The sequence below is a fragment of the Betaproteobacteria bacterium genome (genome assembly GCA_016720065.1).
Classification (GTDB): Bacteria; Pseudomonadota; Gammaproteobacteria; order Burkholderiales; family Rhodocyclaceae; genus SSSZ01.
Map to the genome: position 1 here is coordinate 2,409,902 of JADJXY010000002.1, position 16,793 is coordinate 2,426,694.

The following is a 16,793-nucleotide window of genomic DNA, read 5'->3' on the forward strand; positions in this document are numbered from 1 at the left end:
CGGACCGGGCAGAAAGCGTGGAAGGAAACTGCTTTTCTCGAAGGCTGTAGACCGTATCACCCGCTCGCCCCAAGCCCTTCTACTTGGTCCAGGACAGGCCCTTCGACATGGCTCAGGACAGGCCCTTCGACATGGCTCAGGACAGGCCCGTCGCAGGGCGGTTCGCTCGGGCTTCGACGGGCTCGGCCCGAACGGTGGGCGGAACAGCCTGGCTGTAGCTTACTCGCCGCCCGCTCCGATGAGCAAGAGATTGGGGCCAGCCCGCTCGAAGCCGGCTTCGTCGACCAGCATGTCGAGGGCAATGGAAGCGAGGTCGTCGGCCACCGGGTCCACGTGGGCGTTGTGACCCTGGTAGATGATCTTCAGGTAGCTGTGGCAGGCGTCGCAGGATTCGGCCCGGGCGATGCCGTCGTCGCCGTCGATTTCGTGCAGGGCAAGTTGCTCGTCGTCGCCGCACAGGACACAGGTGGCGCGGGGCACGTTCCACTCGGTGTTGCACAGGGTGCAGTGGGCGTAGCGCAGGTTCTCCACCGGGCCGTCGGCGCGAATGACGCTGGCCACCGGCAGGCTGCCGCAGCAGGGACAGATGCTGCGGGCTTCCATGGGCGGCAGGCGGTCGGCGTCGAGCTGGGCGGCGAGGTGGGTGAACAGCACCTGGAGCGCGGCGGCCACCAGGGGCAGGCGGGTCAGGTCGTTCTTGTCCGGCTCGCTGGAGAGCAGTTGGTCGGCCAGTTTCTCCAGGCCGTCGCTGCTGGTGACCAGGAGGGTGGCGAGGGTGTCGCGCAGGCCCTCGGGGGCGTCGGGCTGCACCGTTTCGACGATGCGGCCGAGGACGGCGCGCCAGGCGGGGGGCCGCTTGTAGGAAGCGGCAGTGAGGGGGGGCATGCCGTGGGTGCGGGCGCGGTCGAGTTCGTCGGTGTCGGGCAGTCCGACGTCGGCGACCTCTTCCAGGGCCTCGTGCTGGGCGCGGGTGAGGCGGCCGAGGAAGGACAGCCACTCGCCCAGGCTGTGATCCTTGGCCAGGGCGTCGAAACGCTCGGCGCGGTCGAGGAAAAGGCGGGCCGGATCGGGCAGGCGGATGGCCGGGACATCGCCCACGGGCTTGATATCGAAAATTTTTGAGGACATGGCAGGGAAAGAAAAAGGGGCGCCGGGATGATGACCCGGGCGCCCCGCAGGCGCAAGCTGATCGAATGGGCTAGACCGGCAACGGCCCCTACTTCCCCGTCACCTGCCGGTACCACCCCCGGTGATGCTGTTTGGCCCAGCCCCGGGTCACCGTGCCGGTCCACATGGCGCGGAGGGTGCCCTTGACCCAGATGGCGGCATACACGTGGACCATGATGAGGGCGATCATCACGGCGCCGGTGGCGGCATGGACGACGGCCCCCAGGCGAACCAGGGTGATGTCGAAGCCGAAATAGGCGCGCCAGATGAAGACGCCGGACACGGCCATCAGCAGCATGCACAGGGAGAGCGCCCAGAAAAGCGCCTTCTGGCCGCCGTTGTACTTGCCCTGCTCCGGCATGTTGTGGTCGTCGCCGGCCACCATTTCGCCCACCCTGGACAGCCACGCCCTGTCCGCCGGCGTCATGGCGTTGAGGCGCCTGAAGCGGAAGAACAGGGCCAGGAAGCTCACCGCCATCAGCACCCCGATGAAGGGATGCAGGATGCGCGCCCAGACCCCGCCGCCGAACAACTGGGTCAGCGGAAAGAAGGCCGGATGGAAGAAGGCCAGTCCGGAGAGGGCGAGCAGGATGAAGCTGATGCCCACCACCCAGTGATTGGCCCGCTCGGGCGCCGTGTAGCGTTGCAGGTCTTTGGGATCGCGGATCATGATGTCGCCTCCGTAGGGCCGCCCCAAGGAGGCGACGAGTCAGCAGCGTGGAAGCCGCACAGCGGCTGAACCGGAATCACCCCTTTCCTCGGGAAAGGGGGCGGGGGATAGGTTTTCATGCGTCCTCCTTCTCGATCTCGTCCTCAATCTCCTTGGAAACCTCGTTCGGTCCCTTGGTGACGTAGTGGAACAGGCTGCCCAGGGCGACGCCGGCCAGGGCCAGGGTGGCGAGGGGCTTGGCGGCGCCCTTCCACAGGGCCACCAGCGGGCTGATCGACGGATTGGCCGGCAGGCCGGCGTAGAGCCCGGGCTGGTCGGCGTGGTGCAGGACGTACATGACGTGGGTGCCGCCGACGCCTTCCGGGTCGTAGAGCCCGGCCTTGTCGAAGCCCCGTTCCTTCAAGTCCGTGACCCGCTTGGCGGCGTAGTCCGTCATGTCCTCCTTGCTGCCAAAGTGGATGGCACCCGTCGGGCAGGCCTTGGCACAGGCCGGGGCCTGGTTCACCGCCACCCGGTCGGAGCACAGGGTGCACTTGTAGGCCTTGCTGTCCTTCTTGGAAATGCGGGGGACGTTGAAGGGGCAGCCCGTCACGCAGTAGCCGCAGCCGATGCAGTTTTCCTGATGGAAATCGACGATGCCGTTGGCGTATTGAATGATGGCGCCGGGGGCCGGGCAGGCCTTGAGGCAGCCGGGGTCGGAACAGTGCATGCAGCCGTCCTTGCGGATGAGCCACTCCAGCTTGCCGTTCTGTTCCACTTCCGAAAAGCGCATCACCGTCCACGAGTTTTCCGTGAGGTCCATCGGATTGTCGTAGACGCCGTGGCAGTGGCCGACCTCGTCGCGCACGTCGTTCCACTCCATGCACGCCACCTGGCAAGCCTTGCACCCGATACAGGCGGAAACGTCGATGAGCTTGGCGACTTCCACCGTCTGCCGGGCCTGGGGCGCCGGCGTGGTGGTGGCGGAGCGCTGTTTGATGTCTAGGGATTGCAGTGCCATGTCACGCCTCCTGATGAGCCGCCTCGAAGGGGGCGTGCCCTCCTCGGGGGGTGACGAACGCAGTGAGTCTGGGGGTCGTGTCCATTCCAGTTCTCCTTTACGCCTTCTCGATGTTGACCAGGAACGCCTTGTACTCCGGCGTCTGCACGTTGGCGTCGCCCACGAAGGGCGTCAGGGTGTTGGTGATGAAGCCCGGCTTGGTCGCCCCCTTGAACCCGTAGTGGATGGGGATGCCGACGGTGTGCACCTTCCTGCCCTCCACCTCCAGGGCCTTGATGCGCTTGGTCACCACCGCCACCGCCTTGATGAAGCCCCGGTTGGAGCGCACCTTGACCCTGTCGCCGGCCGCAATGCCCTTCTCCTTGGCCAGCTCCTCGCCGATTTCCACGAACTGCTCCGGCTGCATGATGGCGTTGATCAGGCTCTGCTTGGTCCAGTAGTGGAAGTGTTCGGTCAGCCGGTAGGTGGTCGCCACGTAGGGAAAGTCCTTGGCCTTGCCGAAGGCCTCCATGTCGCCCTTGTACACCCGGGCGGCCGGATTGCTCGTGGCCTTGGGGTTCTTCGGGTGCAGGGGGTTGGCTTCCAGCGGCGTCTCGAAGGGCTCGTAATGCTCGGGGAAGGGACCCTCCGCCATCAGCTCGCGGCTGAACAGGCGGCCGACACCCTCCGGGTTCATGATGAAGGGCATCACGTTCTCTTCCGGCTTGGCATCCGGGCGCATGTCGGGCACGTCGTTGCCGGCCCACTTGTCGCCCGCCCACTTGAGCACCGTGCGCTTCGGATCCCAAGGCTTGCCGGCGAGGTCCGCCGAGGCGCGGTTGTAGAGGATGCGCCGGTTAACCGGCCAGGAAAATCCCCAGTTGAGGGTCTGGCCCAGGCCCGAGGGATCGGCGTTGTCGCGGCGGGCCGAATTGTTGCCGGCCTGGGACCAGACGCCACAATAGATCCAGTTGCCGCAGGTGGTGGAACCGTCGTCCCGCAGGTGGGCGAAGGTGCCCAACTGGTCGCCGGCCTTGGCCAGCACCTTGGTGGGATCCTTGGGATCGAGGACGTCGGCGAGGGCCTTGCCGTTGATCTCCCGCAACAACTCTTCCGGCGAGGGTTTCGTCGGCTGGGCATAGGCCCAGGTGAGCTTCTGGATGGGGTCGGGGAAGGCCCCGCCGTCCTTGGCGTACATTTCCTTGAGCTTCAGGAAGAGGTTCGCCATGATCTCGGTGTCGTCCTTCGAGTCGCCGGGGGCATCCGCCGCCTTCCAGCGCCATTGGATGACGCGGCCGGAGTTGGTGAAAGTGCCGGCGGTTTCGGCGAACAGCGAGGTCGGCAGGCGGAAGACTTCCGTCGCGATCTTGCCCGGGTCCACCTCGTTGAACTCGCCGTGGGGCTTCCAGAATTCAGAGGTATCGGTGGCCAGCGGGTCCATGATGACCAGGTACTTCAGCTTGGCCAGGGCGTCGCCGACCTTCTTCTTGTTGGGTACCGAAGCCAGGGGGTTGAAGCCCTGACAGAAGAAGCCGTTGATCTTGCCCTCGAACATGGCATTGAAGATCGACAGGGTGTCCGAAGCCCCCGCCAGCTTGGGCAGGTAGCTGTAGGCGAAGTCGGTCTCCTTGGTCGCCGCGTCGCCCCACCAGGCCTTCTGCAGGCTGACGAACCACTTGGGGAAGTTCTGGGGGAAGTTCATCTGCCCCGGACGCAGGGGCTTGGGCGTGCGCTTTTCCAGGAAGGTGACCAGATCCTTGTCGGCATCCAGCGGCGCTCCCAGGTAGCCCGGCAAGTTCTGGGCGTAGAGGGCGAAGTCGGTGATGCCCTGGACGTTGGCATGGCCGCGCAGGGCGTTGATGCCGCCCCCCGCCATGCCCATGTTGCCCAGCAGCAGCTGGATGATGGCCATGCAGCGGATGTTCTGGGAACCGACGGAATGCTCGGTCCAGCCCAGGGCGTAGAGGTTGGTCATCGTCCTGTTGGGCGCCGCCGTCTCCGCGATGTACTCGCAGACCTTGAGGAAGGCGTCCTTGGGCGTGCCGGTGATCTTGCTGACCACATCCGGCGTATAGCGGGCGTAGTGGGCCTTCATCAACTGGAAGACGCACTGCGGATCCTGCAGGGTGTCGTCCACCTTGGCAAAGCCGTCGTCGCCCAACTGGTACTTCCAGGTGTCCTTGCCGTAGCTGCGCTTCTCCTCGTTGTAGCCGGAGAAGATGCCGTCCTCGAACTTGAAGGCCCCATCCACGAGGAAGGCCGCGTTGGTGTAGGCCTTGACGTAGTCGTGGTGGATCTTGTCGTTGGCCAGCAGGTAATTGATGACGCCGCCCAGGAAGGCGATGTCGGTGCCGGCGCGGATCGGCGCGTAATAATCGGCGACGGCGGCCGTGCGGTTGAAGCGCGGATCGACGACGACGAGTTTGGCCTTGCGGTTCTTCTTCGCCTCGATCACCCACTTGAAGCCGCAGGGGTGCGCTTCGGCCGGGTTGCCGCCCATGACGAAGACGAGATCGGCATTCTTGATGTCAACCCAGTGGTTGGTCATCGCGCCACGCCCAAAACTCGGAGCCAGACTGGCCACCGTGGGAGCGTGTCAAATGCGCGCCTGGGTATCGAGGGAGGTAATGCCGAGGGCGCGCAGCGTCTTGACCGTCAGGTAGCCCACCTCGTTCTGGGCCGCCGAAGAGGCCAGGAAGCCGGTGGTGGTCCAGCGGTTGACGGTGACGCCGTCGGCGTTCTGGGCCATGAAATTGGCGTCCCGGTCGGCCTTCATATGCTTGGCGATGCGATCGAAAGCGTCCGACCAGGAAATCTTCTTCCACTCGGCCGTGCCCGCCTCGCGCACTTCCGGCCACTTGAGGCGGTTGGCGCTGTGGATCATGTCCTTCAAGCCGGCGCCCTTGGGACAGAGCGTGCCGCGATTGACCGGATTGTCCGGGTCGCCCTCGATGTGGATGATCGTCGACTGGGCGTTCTTGGACTTGTCGCCGGTGGTGTAGATGAGGACGCCGCAGGACACCGAGCAGTACGGACAGGTGTTCCGTGTCTCGGTGGCGCGGGCCAGCTTGAAAGTCCGTACTTCCGCCAGGGCAGCGGTCGGCGAGAAGCCCATCATGGCGATGGACGACCCACCCAGCCCGGCGGCGCAGACTCTGAAGAACTGTCGCCGTGTAACGTTCATGTTGACTTGTCTCCTCCAGGGCGCGGGTTGCGCACTCGTAAGACTAGACAAGTGGAGCGAGGTTCGCCACCAGGACGCTGTTTCCCAAGGGCTTACCCAGGGGTCGCCGCGGGGCTGATGCGGCCCTCGAGGGCTACCCCAGGGCACGCCGCAACAGAGCGCTGGCCCCGTCCACGAGCATCGACAGCAGAAGCATGGCGGCGATGACGGTGGCGGCCTGGGCGTGGTGAAAAAGAGACAGCTCGACGTAAAGCAATTGCCCCAGGCCGCCGGCACCCACGAAGCCGAGAATGGCGGCCATGCGCAGGTTCATTTCCCAGCGGTAAAGGGTATAGGCGAGCATCTGCGGCAGGGCGGCAGGCAGAGTTCCGTAGAGAAACGCCAGCACGCCGCCGGCGCCTGCCCCCTGGAGCGCCGCCCGAGGCCGTGGCGAGGCGTTCTGGAGTGCTTCCGCATAGAGGCGGCCGAGAACTCCGGTGGTATGCAGGGCCAGCGCCAGGGCTCCGGCAAAGGGACCCAGGCCCGCCGCCAGGACGGTGAGTGTTGCCCACACCAGTTCCGGCACCGAGCGCAGGGCATTGAGGACCAGGGACCAGGGCAAGCGCCAGCGGGGCAACGCCAGGAGCAGCCCGCCAAGCGCCGCCAACAGGGTGCCGACCGTGGCGATCGCCAGGGTTTCCCAGGTGCCCCGGGCAACCCGGGCCAGCCAGTCGGCGGACAGGTCGGGCGGGAAGAATTCGGAGACGAATCCCGCGATGGATGCAGCGGCCTCCCGGGTGAGCAGGGCCCCGAACGGGAGGTCGAGATAGCGGGTGCTTTCCACCACGGCAAGGCCCGCGGCGACTGCGAGGATGAAAGCGGAAGGTCCGAAGGGAGAGCGGCGCGCCGGGGGGGGGCGGTCGAGCCGCCGTCGCAGTACGGCGGACAGTTGGTCGGCGGCAAACACCAGGGCGACGAAGACCAGCAGGATGCTCGCCGCTTCGCCCCCGTTGAGCATCTTCATGGCCTGATCCATGAGCTGGCCCAGGCCGCCGGCGCCGACGAAGCCCATCACCACGGAGGCCCGGATGGCACACTCCCAGCGATAGACCGTATAGGAGAGCAGTTCCCCGGCGGCCTGGGGCAGCACTCCATAGAGGATGGCCGCCGTGCGGCGGGAACCGCTGCGGCGCAAAGCCTCGGCGGGCCGCGGGTCGCTGGACTCGAGAATCTCGGCATAGACCTTGGCCAGCATGCCGCCATAGGTGAGCCCCAGGGCGAGCACCCCGGCGGCCGGACCGAGGCCGAAGACCCGCACGAAAACCAGGGCCCAGACCAATTCCGGAATGCCCCGCAGGACGACGAGCAGGGCCCGCGCCACGGGGTTGAGGCTGACCCGCTCCCGGGCGGCACCGCTGGCCCAGCTCGCCAGGGGGACCGCGAGGAGCAGGGCCAGGGCCATCCCTGCCGTGGCGATGGCCAGGGTTTCCAGGGTCGCCCGCCCCAGGAGAGCGAGAAATTCCGCATCGCTGGCGAGGGGCAGGAAACCCGCCAGGAATGTTCCGATCACCCGCAGATTGGCGCCATCGAAGAGCACCACCGGATCGACCTCGGCGGACCGAAACAGCGGCCACAGCACGGCCACCGCAGCGAGGACGGCACCCAGACGAATGCAGGCCGCGGGGTCGCGGTGGGCTGGCGCAATCATCCTGGAAACCTCGGCGGACCACTTGTCGATGCCCGGGAGGCCGTGGGGCACCGTGGCGCAGAAGTTGCCCGCGCGGGTAAATGGGGATGCGCAGCCACAGGCATGGCGCCCCGGAACGCGACAACGCAAGTAGAATGGCGCCATCTGTGGCCGGGCGGCAGGAAATCGCGGGGCAGCCCGCAGGGGATCGCCAGGTCGCAGGGCATGTCGGGAGGATCGCTTTTTTTTGCCGCAGCCCCTCGTCGAAAGAGGGCGCGGTTTTCCGTCGCTTCATTTCGCAAAGGAGATCTATTCGTGGCAATCAATCCGAAGGAACTATCCGCATCCAATCTGGCTGCCCTCGACGCCCTCTTGTCGGTCGCCAACGCTGCGCTCGAAACCGTCGAGCGCATCGCCACCCTCAACATGAACACCGTGCGCAGCTCCCTCAAGAACTCCGCCCAGGGCACCAAGAAGGTTCTCGCCGCCAAGACGCCCCAGGAAGCAGCCGAGGCGCAGTCAGCCATGGTGCAGCCCGCCATCGACAGCGCCGTGGCCTATACCCAGGCCCTGCAACAGGTTTCTGAAGAAGCGCGGAACGAACTGGCCAAGGTGGTCGAGGCCCAGTTCAGCGCCTTCCAGAAATCCGCCGGGCGACTGCTGGAGCAGGCCACCAAGGGGGCTCCCGCGGGTTCCGAGGCCTTCGTCAGCGCCATGCAGGATGCCCTGAGCAAGGCCAATTCGGCCTACGACCAGGTCACCGCCATGACCCGGCAACTCGCCGAGGCCGGTCAGGCAACGGCCGTTGCGGTGAGCAAGGCCGCGAAAGCCCCGGCCAAGGCGCCGGCCAAGACCGCCGCCAAAAAGGCCCCGGCCAAGAAATAAGCCTGCCGCCCCCCCACATCCTGGCTCTGCCCCTGGCAGGGCCATTTTTTTGCGTATTGACGCACTCTTGCGCTGCCATCGCGCAAGAATGCGGCCGGGGAGCAGGAGGGTACGCAGGGCGGCGCGTTTCGGCATGAGGCGTGACGATCCCGGCCCGTCAGCAGCACGCCGCCCGGCGCGCTTCCTCCGTGGCTTCCGCACGCAGATCCGCGGGCCGTTCGCCGGCCAGGGTGGGCAGGATTTCTCCCTCGCAGGCATAGAGTTCGTGCAGATGCGCTTCGCTCACTTCGGCCACCGGCAGGTCGAAGGCGACCCTCCCCCCCTTGACCCCGACGATGCGGGCAAAGGACGCCAAGGCGAGATCCACGGCGTGCAGGCTGGCCACCAGGGTGGCGCCGCGGGCCCGGGCCTCGGCGCAGAGCAGGCGCACCGTGGCCGTGGCCAAGGCCGGGTCCAGGGCGGAGACCGGTTCGTCGGCGAGGATGAGCTCCGGCTCCTGGTACAACACCCGAGCCACGCCGACCCGCTGAAGTTGTCCACCGGAAAGGCGGTCGCAACGTTCGAACAGTTTGTCTGTCAGGTCGAGGCGTTCGAGGACCGCGCGGACACCGGCCACATCCAGGGGATAGAGCAGCGAGGCCAGGCTCTTCCACAGGGGCCAACGGCCCAGGCGTCCGGCCAGGACAGCAGTGACCACCCGTTGCCGCCCGGGGATGGGGGGGGCCTGATGCACGGTACCGATGCGGCTGCGCAGGTGGCGCAGCTCACCGGCGGCCAGCCCCGCCGCCCTTCGGCCCAGAATGATCGCCTCGCCCGCCGTCGGCACCAGGGCACTGCCCACGAGCGACAGCAGGGTGGTCTTGCCGGCGCCCGAGGGGCCGACAAGGGCGATCTGCTCGCCCTGTCGCGCTGCCAGCCCCACGTCCTGGAGGGCCTTGGCGCCCTTGCCGTAGGCCAGGTCGACCCCGGCCAGCGCAAAGCTCACTTGAGGAGACCCGCGGCCTGGGCGGCCTTCTCGATTCCCGCGTAGTTTTCCTTGCGGGTCGGGATAAAGCGCGAAGCCCGTTGCAGGGCCATGATTTCCTTGTGCTCGGGATTGGCCGGGTCCAGCTTCAGGAAGGCGTCGGCGATCTTGTTGACCAGGGCCGTATCGAGGTCACCGCGCACCGTCCAGTTGTAGTCGAAGTACGCCGGCGTGGTGGCGAACACGCGGACCTTGTCCGGATCGACCTTTTTCTGCTCCACCAGTTTGTCCCACACCGACGCATTGAGCACCCCCGCCTCGGCCTTGCCCGCGGCGACGAAGGCCACGGTCGCGTCGTGGGCGCCGGAAAAGGCGATGGTCTTGAAATCCTTGTCGGGATTGAGACCAGCCTCCTGCAGGAAATAACGCGGCATGAGATGGCCCGAAGTCGAGGATGGCGATCCGAAGGCGAAGCTGCGCCCCTTCAGGTCGGCCAGGGACTTGATAGCCGGATCGGCGGTGATGAAGCGCGAAGTGAAGCGGGCATCCTCCTCCCGCTGCACCAGAGGAACGGCGGTTCCGTTGGTGCGTATCCTGGCCTGTACGTAGGTGAACCCCCCCAGCCAGGCGAGGTCGATCTTGCGGGTGGCGAGGGACTCAACCACCGCCGCGTAATCGGAGACCGGCGTGAACACGACCTTCATGCCGGTCTGGGCTTCCAGATAGCGGCCCAGGGGGGCGAATTTTCTTTGCAACTCGGTAGGGGCCTCGTCAGGAATGGCCGAAACCCGCAGCACGTCTTCAGCCAAAGCCGGGAGGGAAGCGAGGGAGAGCAGGCCGGCAAGCACCGCCGCCCCCTTGAGCGCCAGACGGCGCAGGATGGACAGGTTCATAAGGACTCCGAATTGAACGACAACCGCCACCCCGCGGAACTCGAGGCAGCTTACATGACGCCGTGGCGCCGGATTTCTTGGGGCGGTACGCAGACCGCAAGGGGAATTATCCATGAAACCTCGCTTGACCAAGGCGCCTTGATGCAGGCGCTACAGGGGTACGAAGCCGGATTGGATTTCCCGGACTCGCTGCACGCCGCTCTGAGCGCGGGCGAAGTCGCAGTGATCACCTTTGACAAGCGGTTTGCCAGCCGAGCCAAGCACGAAGAGATTGCCCCGCCCGTCGAACTCGTCTGATCCTGGTCAATGCACCGTACACACCATGCACGGATCGAAGGAGCGCACCACATGCTGTACGGTGGGCGGGGCGCCCTCTCCGGCGGGCAGGCCGACCAGGGCCTGTTCGAGGGGGCCGGGCTGCTCCTGCTGGTCGCGGGGGGAAAAATTCCAGGTGGTGGGGGCGACGATCTGGTAGCGCTCGATGCGGCCGCGACGCACGCTGATCCAGTGCCCCAGGGTGCCCCGGGCGGCTTCCACCAGACCGGCGCCGACGGCGTCGTCGGGCAGATCGGCGTGGGTGCAGAAGGGCTCGCCGGGCCGCAGGGCCTGCACCCAGGTTTCCATGGCAGGGAGCACGGTGGCGAGTTCGACCATGCGGGCCACGACGCGGGCCGTGACGCTGCCGCCCGTGCCGCGCACCATGTCCCGCAAGAGAGGATGACCGGCGACGGTTTGCCGGGCCAGGGCGCCGACTTCCGCCGGACTGCCATCGTAGCGGGGCGCCTTGCACCAGGTGTAGCCGGAGGGCTTGTCCGCCGCCACCAGGGTCTCGCCGCGCGCCGGGGGCAGCGGCGGGCCATCGGCGAGCCAGGCGTGGTGGGCATCTTCCGTGATCGCGGCGGGATCGAGCGACGCGCCCTCCCCTTGCGGCGACCAGACACCGGCCGGGAAGAGACCGTAGGCGCCGCTGGAAAGGTAGGGGTGGCCGGCCCGGCCCAGCCGGTCCAGACCCAGGTCAGCGGCGGCGGCGAGAAAGGCCGGAAAGTCGCCCGGCCGCCCAGCGGCCCAGGCGCTCAGGGCATCGCGGCCGTCCAGGGCGGCGACGGCTGGCAGGGAATCCCCCAGAAGCCGGGTCTCAAGGAACGTGCGGAATTCCCGCAGCAGGGCCAGGATGCGAATGCGCTCGGCGGCGGTTATGGCGCGGGTGCTGCCGCCGGGTTGCAGGGCCAGGGTATGGGGCCACTTGCCGGCGAGGAAGCCCATGAGCTTCAAAAAATTGGCCCGGGCCGGAAGAACTTCCGCGGCCGCGCTGCCCTTCACCGCCATGAACCGGCTGGCCAGGGCGGCGTACCAGGGCCGCCCGGCGTAGGCGGGGCGGGCAAAGTCGGGCATGAAAAAAAGGTAGAAATGGCTGAGGTGGTCAGCCAGATTTTCCGTCGCCTGGATGAGGTGGCGGGCCAGGACGCCGTTGGGCGCCGGCACGAGGCCCGCCGCCTCGGCCAGGGCCGACGCGGCGGCGGCCGACTGGGCGACGGAACAGATGCCGCAGATGCGCGGCACGATCACCAGGGCGTCGGCCGGAGCCCGCCCGACGAGCAATTGTTCGAAGCCGCGGAAGAGGGGCGAATTGACGCGAGCCTCGACCACCTGGCCGGAGGCGTCCAGGTCGAGGCTGAGTTCCAGGTCGCCCTCCACCCGGTTGAAGGGACCGACGCTTATGCGCATGACCGCCCCCGCCCCCCCTGCCCCGCCACTATTTGAGCCCCGTCTTGCGGATCGGGGGGCGCACCACGGCGTGATCCTCCACGGCGTTCTCCCGCACGCGGCGGGGCGTGGCCGACTTGGACAGCGCCGCCAGGGCCACGAACCAGGCCTTGGGCATGTCGGTGGGCAGGCCGATGGGGATGCCGGCCACCTTGGGGGTTTCCTGGAAGGGGTGTCCCGGCGCCTCGAAGCCCGGCTCGGTGCAGGAGATGCAGGCGTAACCGCCCCGCAGGCAGGAACCGTTGCCGTTCCAGGCCCGGAGATTGCAGTCGGCATGGGCCTGGGTGCCCTTGCAGCCCAGGTTTTCCATCAGGCAGCCCAGGTCGGAGGCCTTCTGGGCGCTGGCCTTGAATTCGTAATACTCGTTGCGCGGGCAGCCGTGATGCACGAGCTGCTCGGCATACAGCAGGGGGCGCTGGAAGTCGTCCAGGTCCGTCGGCGAGAGCCCTTCCAGGGCGAGTTTTTCCAGGCTGTCCACCACCCATCCGGGATGGACCGGGCAGCCGGCGACATTGACCACCGGCAGGCCGCTCAGGGAGCGGAAGCCGCTCCCCAGCAGGCCGCCCGCTTCTTCGGCGTCGAATTGCAGCCCGCAGGCTTCGAGGGGATTCCCCGGGGTGCTGGCGGAAAACCCGCCGTAGGCCGAACAGGATCCGATGGCGAAGACCCAGCGGGCCTGGCGGGCGAGGCGCCCGACCCAGTCGGTGAGGGGGCGGCCGTCGCCGGACATGAGGTGGAATTTGCCGCTGCCCGCCGGCCCCCGCAGCAGGGCGCCCTCGACGCACAGGATGTCGAAGGGACGCGCCCCGCTGGCGCAGTCTTCCAGCAAGGCCAGGGCTTCCGCCCCCGTCTGTTCGGAAAATGCCGGGTGCCAGAGAAATTCGATGCCCGCCTCGCGCAGTTCGGTAAACAGGGGGCGCGGGTCGGCGCCCAGGAGCGACTGGGTGCAGCCGCCACAACCGCCGCTCTGGAGCCACAACACCTTGAGCATCACGCCTCCCGCTGCGCCGCCCCGAGGGGGGCCGAGAGCGCCCCGGGGGGCGGCGAACGAAGGGGGTGGGCCGCGGGTGTCACTACTGCTCCAGGCCGTAGCGAACCAGCTTGCTGCGCAGGCCGACGCGGGACAGGCCGAGTTCCCGGGCGGCGCGGGACTTGTTCCAGCGATGCCGGATCATGGCCTCCTTGAGCACCTGGGCTTCCAGTTGGTCCATGCGTTCCTTGAGCCCTCCGGAAAGACTGGCCAGCCAGGCCAGTTCGGCCGCCTGGGTTTCCCCCACCGGTGCCCGCAGGACGCGGGGCGAAAGCAGGTCGGCGCCGAGACGGGGCCCGTCGCTCAGAGCCACCATGCGCAGGATTTCGTTCTGCAGCTCGCGCACATTGCCGGGCCAGCGGTAGGCGGCCAGGCAGGCCAGGGCTTCGGCACTGAAGCCCTCCAGGGGACGCCCCAGGGCTCGGCTGGCGGAATCCAGGAGGCGCTCGGCCAGGAGGGGAATGTCCATGGGACGCTCGCGCAGGGGCGGAACATGGAGGGGGATGGTCGCCAGGCGGTAGTAAAGATCCTCGCGGAAGCGCCCGGCCCGCACCTCCTCTTCCAGATCCTTGTTGGTGGCGGCGATGACCCGCACATCGACATCCACCGACCGGGAACTGCCCAGGGGCCGAAACTCGCCTTCCTGCAGCACGCGCAGCAGCTTGACCTGAAAGGCGGGACTCGTCTCGCCGATTTCGTCCAGGAAGAGACTGCCTCCGTCCGCCTGCTGGAAGAGGCCGATACGATCCTCGACGGCGCCGGTGAAGGCGCCCCGCTTGTGGCCGAAAAGTTCGGCCTCCAGCAGGGTATCGGGGACGGCGCCGCAGTTGGTGGGGATGAAGGGCCTGGCCGAGCGCCGGCTCTCGTAGTGGATGGCCCGCGCCACCATCTCCTTGCCGGTCCCGGATTCTCCGGTGACCAGTACCGAGAGGTCGTAGGGGGCAACCCGGGCGATGAGTTCGCACACGCCGTGCAGGGGGCTGTCCTTGGCCCGGGTGAGCCCGGCGATGCCGAAGGTTTCCCGGGCGCGCTCGACCTTGCCCGCCACCCGGGTCTTCAATTCCGGCAGGGCAGTGCGCAGTTCCAGGGTCAGGCGCTGGTTGTCCTGTTGCAGGCGCCAGAGTTCGGCGGCCCGCTTGAGGGTGAGCAGCATGTGCTCCGGCTGCCAGGGTTTCAGCAGGTACTGCCAGATGCCGGCGTCGTTCACCCCGGCGATGATGTCCTCGGCGTCGGTGTAGCCGGAGAGCACGATGCGGATGGCGTCGGGCCAGCGGCTGCGCACTTCCTTGAGGAACTGGATGCCGGTGGTGTCCGGCATGCGCTGGTCGCAGAGGACGATCTGCACCCACTCCCGTTGCATGATTTCGCCCCCCTCCTCGGCGGAGGAGGCGCAGAAAACCTCGAAATCCTCCTCCAGCGTGCGGCGCAGGGCCTCCTGGGAGCGCACCTCGTCGTCGATGACCAGGACGACGGGCAGCCTGGCGGCGGTGGAGGCGCTTCTGCGGTTCATGGCGGAGTCTCCCATCCCAGGTCACGGTGGCGGGCGAGGTGTCGCGGGGTCCAGGAATGGGGCGACTTCCTGACGAAATGATAGCGCGCCACGTGGTACGAGGGGTCGAAGCCATAGAAATTGCGCCGCATTTCCCGCAATTCCTCGGCGCGATAGGCCGAAAGCGGCTTGGCTGCCTCGTCCCGGGCGCGTCTCTCCGCTTTGTCAGCCAGGCGCAGGGCAAAATCGGCGGCCGCCGCAAGTTCCACCGCACGGCGGGCCACGTCCACCCGGAAGGCCACCGCGGGCCCTGGCAGACAGGCGTCGTAGAAGCCCAGGGATACGGCCTCGCGGGCGGTCATGGGCAGACGGTGCTGCATGATGGCCCGGGCTCCCGCCTCGCCCACCCGGGGGGGCAGCAGATAGGTCCACAGTTCGGAGCCGTAGAGGTTGCCCATGTTCTTGTAATGGGGATTGAGCATCACCCCTTCCCGCACCCAGACCTGGTCGGCGGCGCGGGCCAGGAAACACCCGCCCGCCCCCGCGTTGCCCCGCAGCGCCGCGATGGTCAGGTGGCTGGCACAGCCGAGGATGGCCTCGGCCAGATCGTCCATGGCGTTGATATTGGCCCAGGACTCGTCGGCCGGACTTTCCGCCGCCTCGATCAGGTTGAGGTGGATGCCGTTGGACCAGAAATCCTCGCCCCCCAGGAGGACGATGACCCGGGTCGGCCGCCCCGCCGCCCAGCGCAAGGCCTCGCCCAGGCGCCGGCACTGTGCCGTTCCCATGGCGCCGTTGTGGAATTCGAAACTGAGGAAACCCACGGCGTCGGCCTCCTCGTAGGCGATGTCCTGCCAGGTGCGCGCGGGGTGCTTCCACCAACCCTCCAGGGGCACTTCGGGCAGCGCGCCGGATTCCGCAAAGGCGACGGTGGTGGGCAGCTTGCAGGCCTCGTCCCCCTCCCGCCGCACCTGGCCGATCCATACCGCCCCATCGGCGGTGGCGCGGCAGACGGCCCCCTCCCGCCGGGCCAGCAGCGTTCCCGCCACCCCGTGCAGTTCGGCTTCCGGCCAGGCATCGTAGAGGCGGCAGGGGTGCCCGAAGAGCGTGTCGAGGACGCCGGGGAAGCCGTCAGCGGCACCGATCCGCGCCAGCACCTCGGCCGTGCTCGCCACCTGCCAGTCGATGCGTCGCTCCGCCTGCCGCATCAAGGGACGCAGCCGCCCCCGAGCCTGCGGCCCGGGACGCTGCGGGTCGAAATCCCCGACCGCAAGCCGCTCCACCGCCAGCAGCACGGCAGCGACCGCGGCCTCGGTGACTTCGTGGCGATAGACCGAAGACTTGCGCGCCCGCCGCAGCGGAAATTCGGCACTGGACCAGACCGGACCGGCATCCATTTCCGCCTCCGCCTGGAGCACGGTCACCCCCCAGCGCGTCTCCCCCTCCTGGATGGCCCAGTCCAGGGCCGAAGGGCCGCGATCGCCGACGATGCCCGGATGGACCACCAGACAGGGCACCGCCCGCCAGACCGATGCCGGGATGGCCCGCTTGAGGAAGGGCGCGACGATGAGATGGGGACGGAAGAGGGCCAGCGCTTCTTCGCTCACCGAGTCGGCGATGTCCAATTCCACGCTGAGGGCGTGGCCCCGGGCCGCCAGCTCGCAGTGGATGCGCTGGGCAAGGCTGTTGTAGGCGTGGGTGAGGATGAGAATTCGCATACCGAGCGGGTTTTTTCAAGTCATGCTGAAAAAATGTTGCCGCACTGCACAAGGGATTGCGGCAAGAAACTTTCCATGGCGCATAAATCTATTACCTTCGCCTTATTTTTCAGTTGCTTAGCTTTGGATAAGATGGATTCAGTCACGCAATAAAAACCAGGGAGAAACAGCCATGACCGCCAAACCTGTTGCGGGGTCCAGCCCCAAAGGCAGCCGAAAACCGGGGCGCCGCCCCGCCGAATACATCGCCGCCGTCCGCTACCACGACGGCACCCGCGACCTGGTCCGGGTGCGCAACGCCGACGACATGGCCGACGCCCGCGCCATGGTCCTCGACGAACTCGACGGCGTGCGGGCCGTGGTCATCGCCGCCCGGCATTAGCG

The 16,793-nt window shown here is 67.4% G+C and carries 14 protein-coding genes; 3 read left to right on the forward strand and 11 right to left on the reverse strand.

Going from position 1 to position 16,793, the window contains the following annotated elements; translation table 11 throughout:
* Positions 1-219 precede the first annotated feature (219 nt).
* The 5 genes from fdhE to IPM73_14525 form a co-directional block, all read right to left on the reverse strand.
* Entirely contained in the window at positions 220-1,128 is a 909-nt protein-coding gene (gene fdhE / locus IPM73_14505; protein MBK8919211.1) for a formate dehydrogenase accessory protein FdhE, read from the reverse strand.
* Positions 1,129-1,216: 88 nt separating this feature from the next.
* Positions 1,217-1,837, reverse strand: a complete 621-nt coding sequence (locus IPM73_14510) for a formate dehydrogenase subunit gamma (protein MBK8919212.1) — start codon at positions 1,835-1,837, stop codon at positions 1,217-1,219.
* Positions 1,838-1,952: 115 nt separating this feature from the next.
* Positions 1,953-2,837: a formate dehydrogenase subunit beta gene (gene fdxH / locus IPM73_14515; GenBank protein MBK8919213.1), complete on the reverse strand. Its 885-nt coding sequence runs from the start codon at positions 2,835-2,837 to the stop codon at positions 1,953-1,955.
* Positions 2,838-2,934: 97 nt separating this feature from the next.
* Entirely contained in the window at positions 2,935-6,000 is a 3,066-nt protein-coding gene (gene fdnG, locus IPM73_14520; GenBank protein MBK8919214.1) for a formate dehydrogenase-N subunit alpha, read from the reverse strand.
* A gap of 133 nt (positions 6,001-6,133) precedes the next feature.
* Positions 6,134-7,687: an ABC transporter permease subunit gene (locus IPM73_14525; GenBank protein MBK8919215.1), complete on the reverse strand. Its 1,554-nt coding sequence runs from the start codon at positions 7,685-7,687 to the stop codon at positions 6,134-6,136.
* 294 nt (positions 7,688-7,981) lie between these two features.
* On the opposite strand from IPM73_14525, the gene IPM73_14530 reads away from it, so the two are divergent.
* Positions 7,982-8,551, forward strand: a complete 570-nt coding sequence (locus IPM73_14530; protein MBK8919216.1) for a phasin family protein — start codon at positions 7,982-7,984, stop codon at positions 8,549-8,551.
* A 157-nt stretch (positions 8,552-8,708) separates the two neighbouring features.
* Here the strand turns inward: IPM73_14530 and IPM73_14535 are convergent, their stop codons facing one another.
* The gene (locus IPM73_14535; protein ID MBK8919217.1) at positions 8,709-9,536 is read right to left on the reverse strand and encodes an ATP-binding cassette domain-containing protein; all 828 of its coding nucleotides are present in this window, start codon (positions 9,534-9,536) and stop codon (positions 8,709-8,711) included.
* Positions 9,533-10,408, reverse strand: a complete 876-nt coding sequence (locus tag IPM73_14540; GenBank protein ID MBK8919218.1) for a putative selenate ABC transporter substrate-binding protein — start codon at positions 10,406-10,408, stop codon at positions 9,533-9,535. Before IPM73_14540 ends, IPM73_14535 begins: the two co-directional genes overlap by 4 nt.
* 12 nt (positions 10,409-10,420) lie before the next feature.
* Between IPM73_14540 and IPM73_14545 the strand changes: the two genes are divergently transcribed.
* Positions 10,421-10,705, forward strand: coding sequence for a hypothetical protein (locus IPM73_14545; GenBank protein ID MBK8919219.1), 285 nt, complete (start codon positions 10,421-10,423; stop codon positions 10,703-10,705).
* A gap of 6 nt (positions 10,706-10,711) precedes the next feature.
* On the opposite strand, the gene IPM73_14550 is transcribed toward IPM73_14545, so the two are convergent.
* The 4 genes from IPM73_14550 to IPM73_14565 all read right to left on the reverse strand — a co-directional run bounded on the left by IPM73_14550 (position 10,712) and on the right by IPM73_14565 (position 16,409).
* Positions 10,712-12,133, reverse strand: coding sequence for a nickel-dependent hydrogenase large subunit (locus IPM73_14550; GenBank protein ID MBK8919220.1), 1,422 nt, complete (start codon positions 12,131-12,133; stop codon positions 10,712-10,714).
* 28 nt (positions 12,134-12,161) lie between these two features.
* Positions 12,162-13,163 carry a HupU protein gene (locus tag IPM73_14555; protein MBK8919221.1) on the reverse strand — a complete coding sequence of 334 codons (1,002 nt, stop codon included), beginning with the start codon at positions 13,161-13,163 and terminating at the stop codon, positions 12,162-12,164.
* An 82-nt stretch (positions 13,164-13,245) separates the two neighbouring features.
* Positions 13,246-14,712, reverse strand: a complete 1,467-nt coding sequence (locus IPM73_14560) for a sigma-54-dependent Fis family transcriptional regulator (GenBank protein MBK8919222.1) — start codon at positions 14,710-14,712, stop codon at positions 13,246-13,248.
* On the reverse strand, positions 14,709-16,409 hold the full coding sequence (locus IPM73_14565; protein MBK8919223.1) for a hydrogenase maturation protein: 1,701 nt from the start codon (positions 16,407-16,409) through the stop codon (positions 14,709-14,711). The genes IPM73_14560 and IPM73_14565 overlap by 4 nt, the downstream gene beginning before the upstream one ends.
* A 172-nt stretch (positions 16,410-16,581) precedes the next feature.
* Between IPM73_14565 and IPM73_14570 the strand changes: the two genes are divergently transcribed.
* Entirely contained in the window at positions 16,582-16,791 is a 210-nt protein-coding gene (locus IPM73_14570; protein MBK8919224.1) for a hypothetical protein, read from the forward strand.
* Positions 16,792-16,793 lie beyond the last annotated feature (2 nt).

Bases quoted from the DNA above. Each gene is read 5' to 3' on its own strand.
- IPM73_14565 (MBK8919223.1), bottom strand. From the start codon at position 16,409: ATGCGAATTCTCATCCTCACCCACGCCTACAACAGCCTTGCCCAGCGC.
- IPM73_14510 (MBK8919212.1), bottom strand. From the start codon at position 1,837: ATGATCCGCGATCCCAAAGACCTGCAACGCTACACGGCGCCCGAGCGG.
- IPM73_14555 (MBK8919221.1), bottom strand. From the start codon at position 13,163: ATGCTCAAGGTGTTGTGGCTCCAGAGCGGCGGTTGTGGCGGCTGCACC.
- fdxH (MBK8919213.1), bottom strand. From the start codon at position 2,837: ATGGCACTGCAATCCCTAGACATCAAACAGCGCTCCGCCACCACCACG.
- IPM73_14570 (MBK8919224.1), top strand. From the start codon at position 16,582: ATGACCGCCAAACCTGTTGCGGGGTCCAGCCCCAAAGGCAGCCGAAAA.
- IPM73_14525 (MBK8919215.1), bottom strand. From the start codon at position 7,687: ATGATTGCGCCAGCCCACCGCGACCCCGCGGCCTGCATTCGTCTGGGT.
- IPM73_14550 (MBK8919220.1), bottom strand. From the start codon at position 12,133: ATGCGCATAAGCGTCGGTCCCTTCAACCGGGTGGAGGGCGACCTGGAA.
- fdhE (MBK8919211.1), bottom strand. From the start codon at position 1,128: ATGTCCTCAAAAATTTTCGATATCAAGCCCGTGGGCGATGTCCCGGCC.
- IPM73_14540 (MBK8919218.1), bottom strand. From the start codon at position 10,408: ATGAACCTGTCCATCCTGCGCCGTCTGGCGCTCAAGGGGGCGGCGGTG.
- IPM73_14560 (MBK8919222.1), bottom strand. From the start codon at position 14,712: ATGAACCGCAGAAGCGCCTCCACCGCCGCCAGGCTGCCCGTCGTCCTG.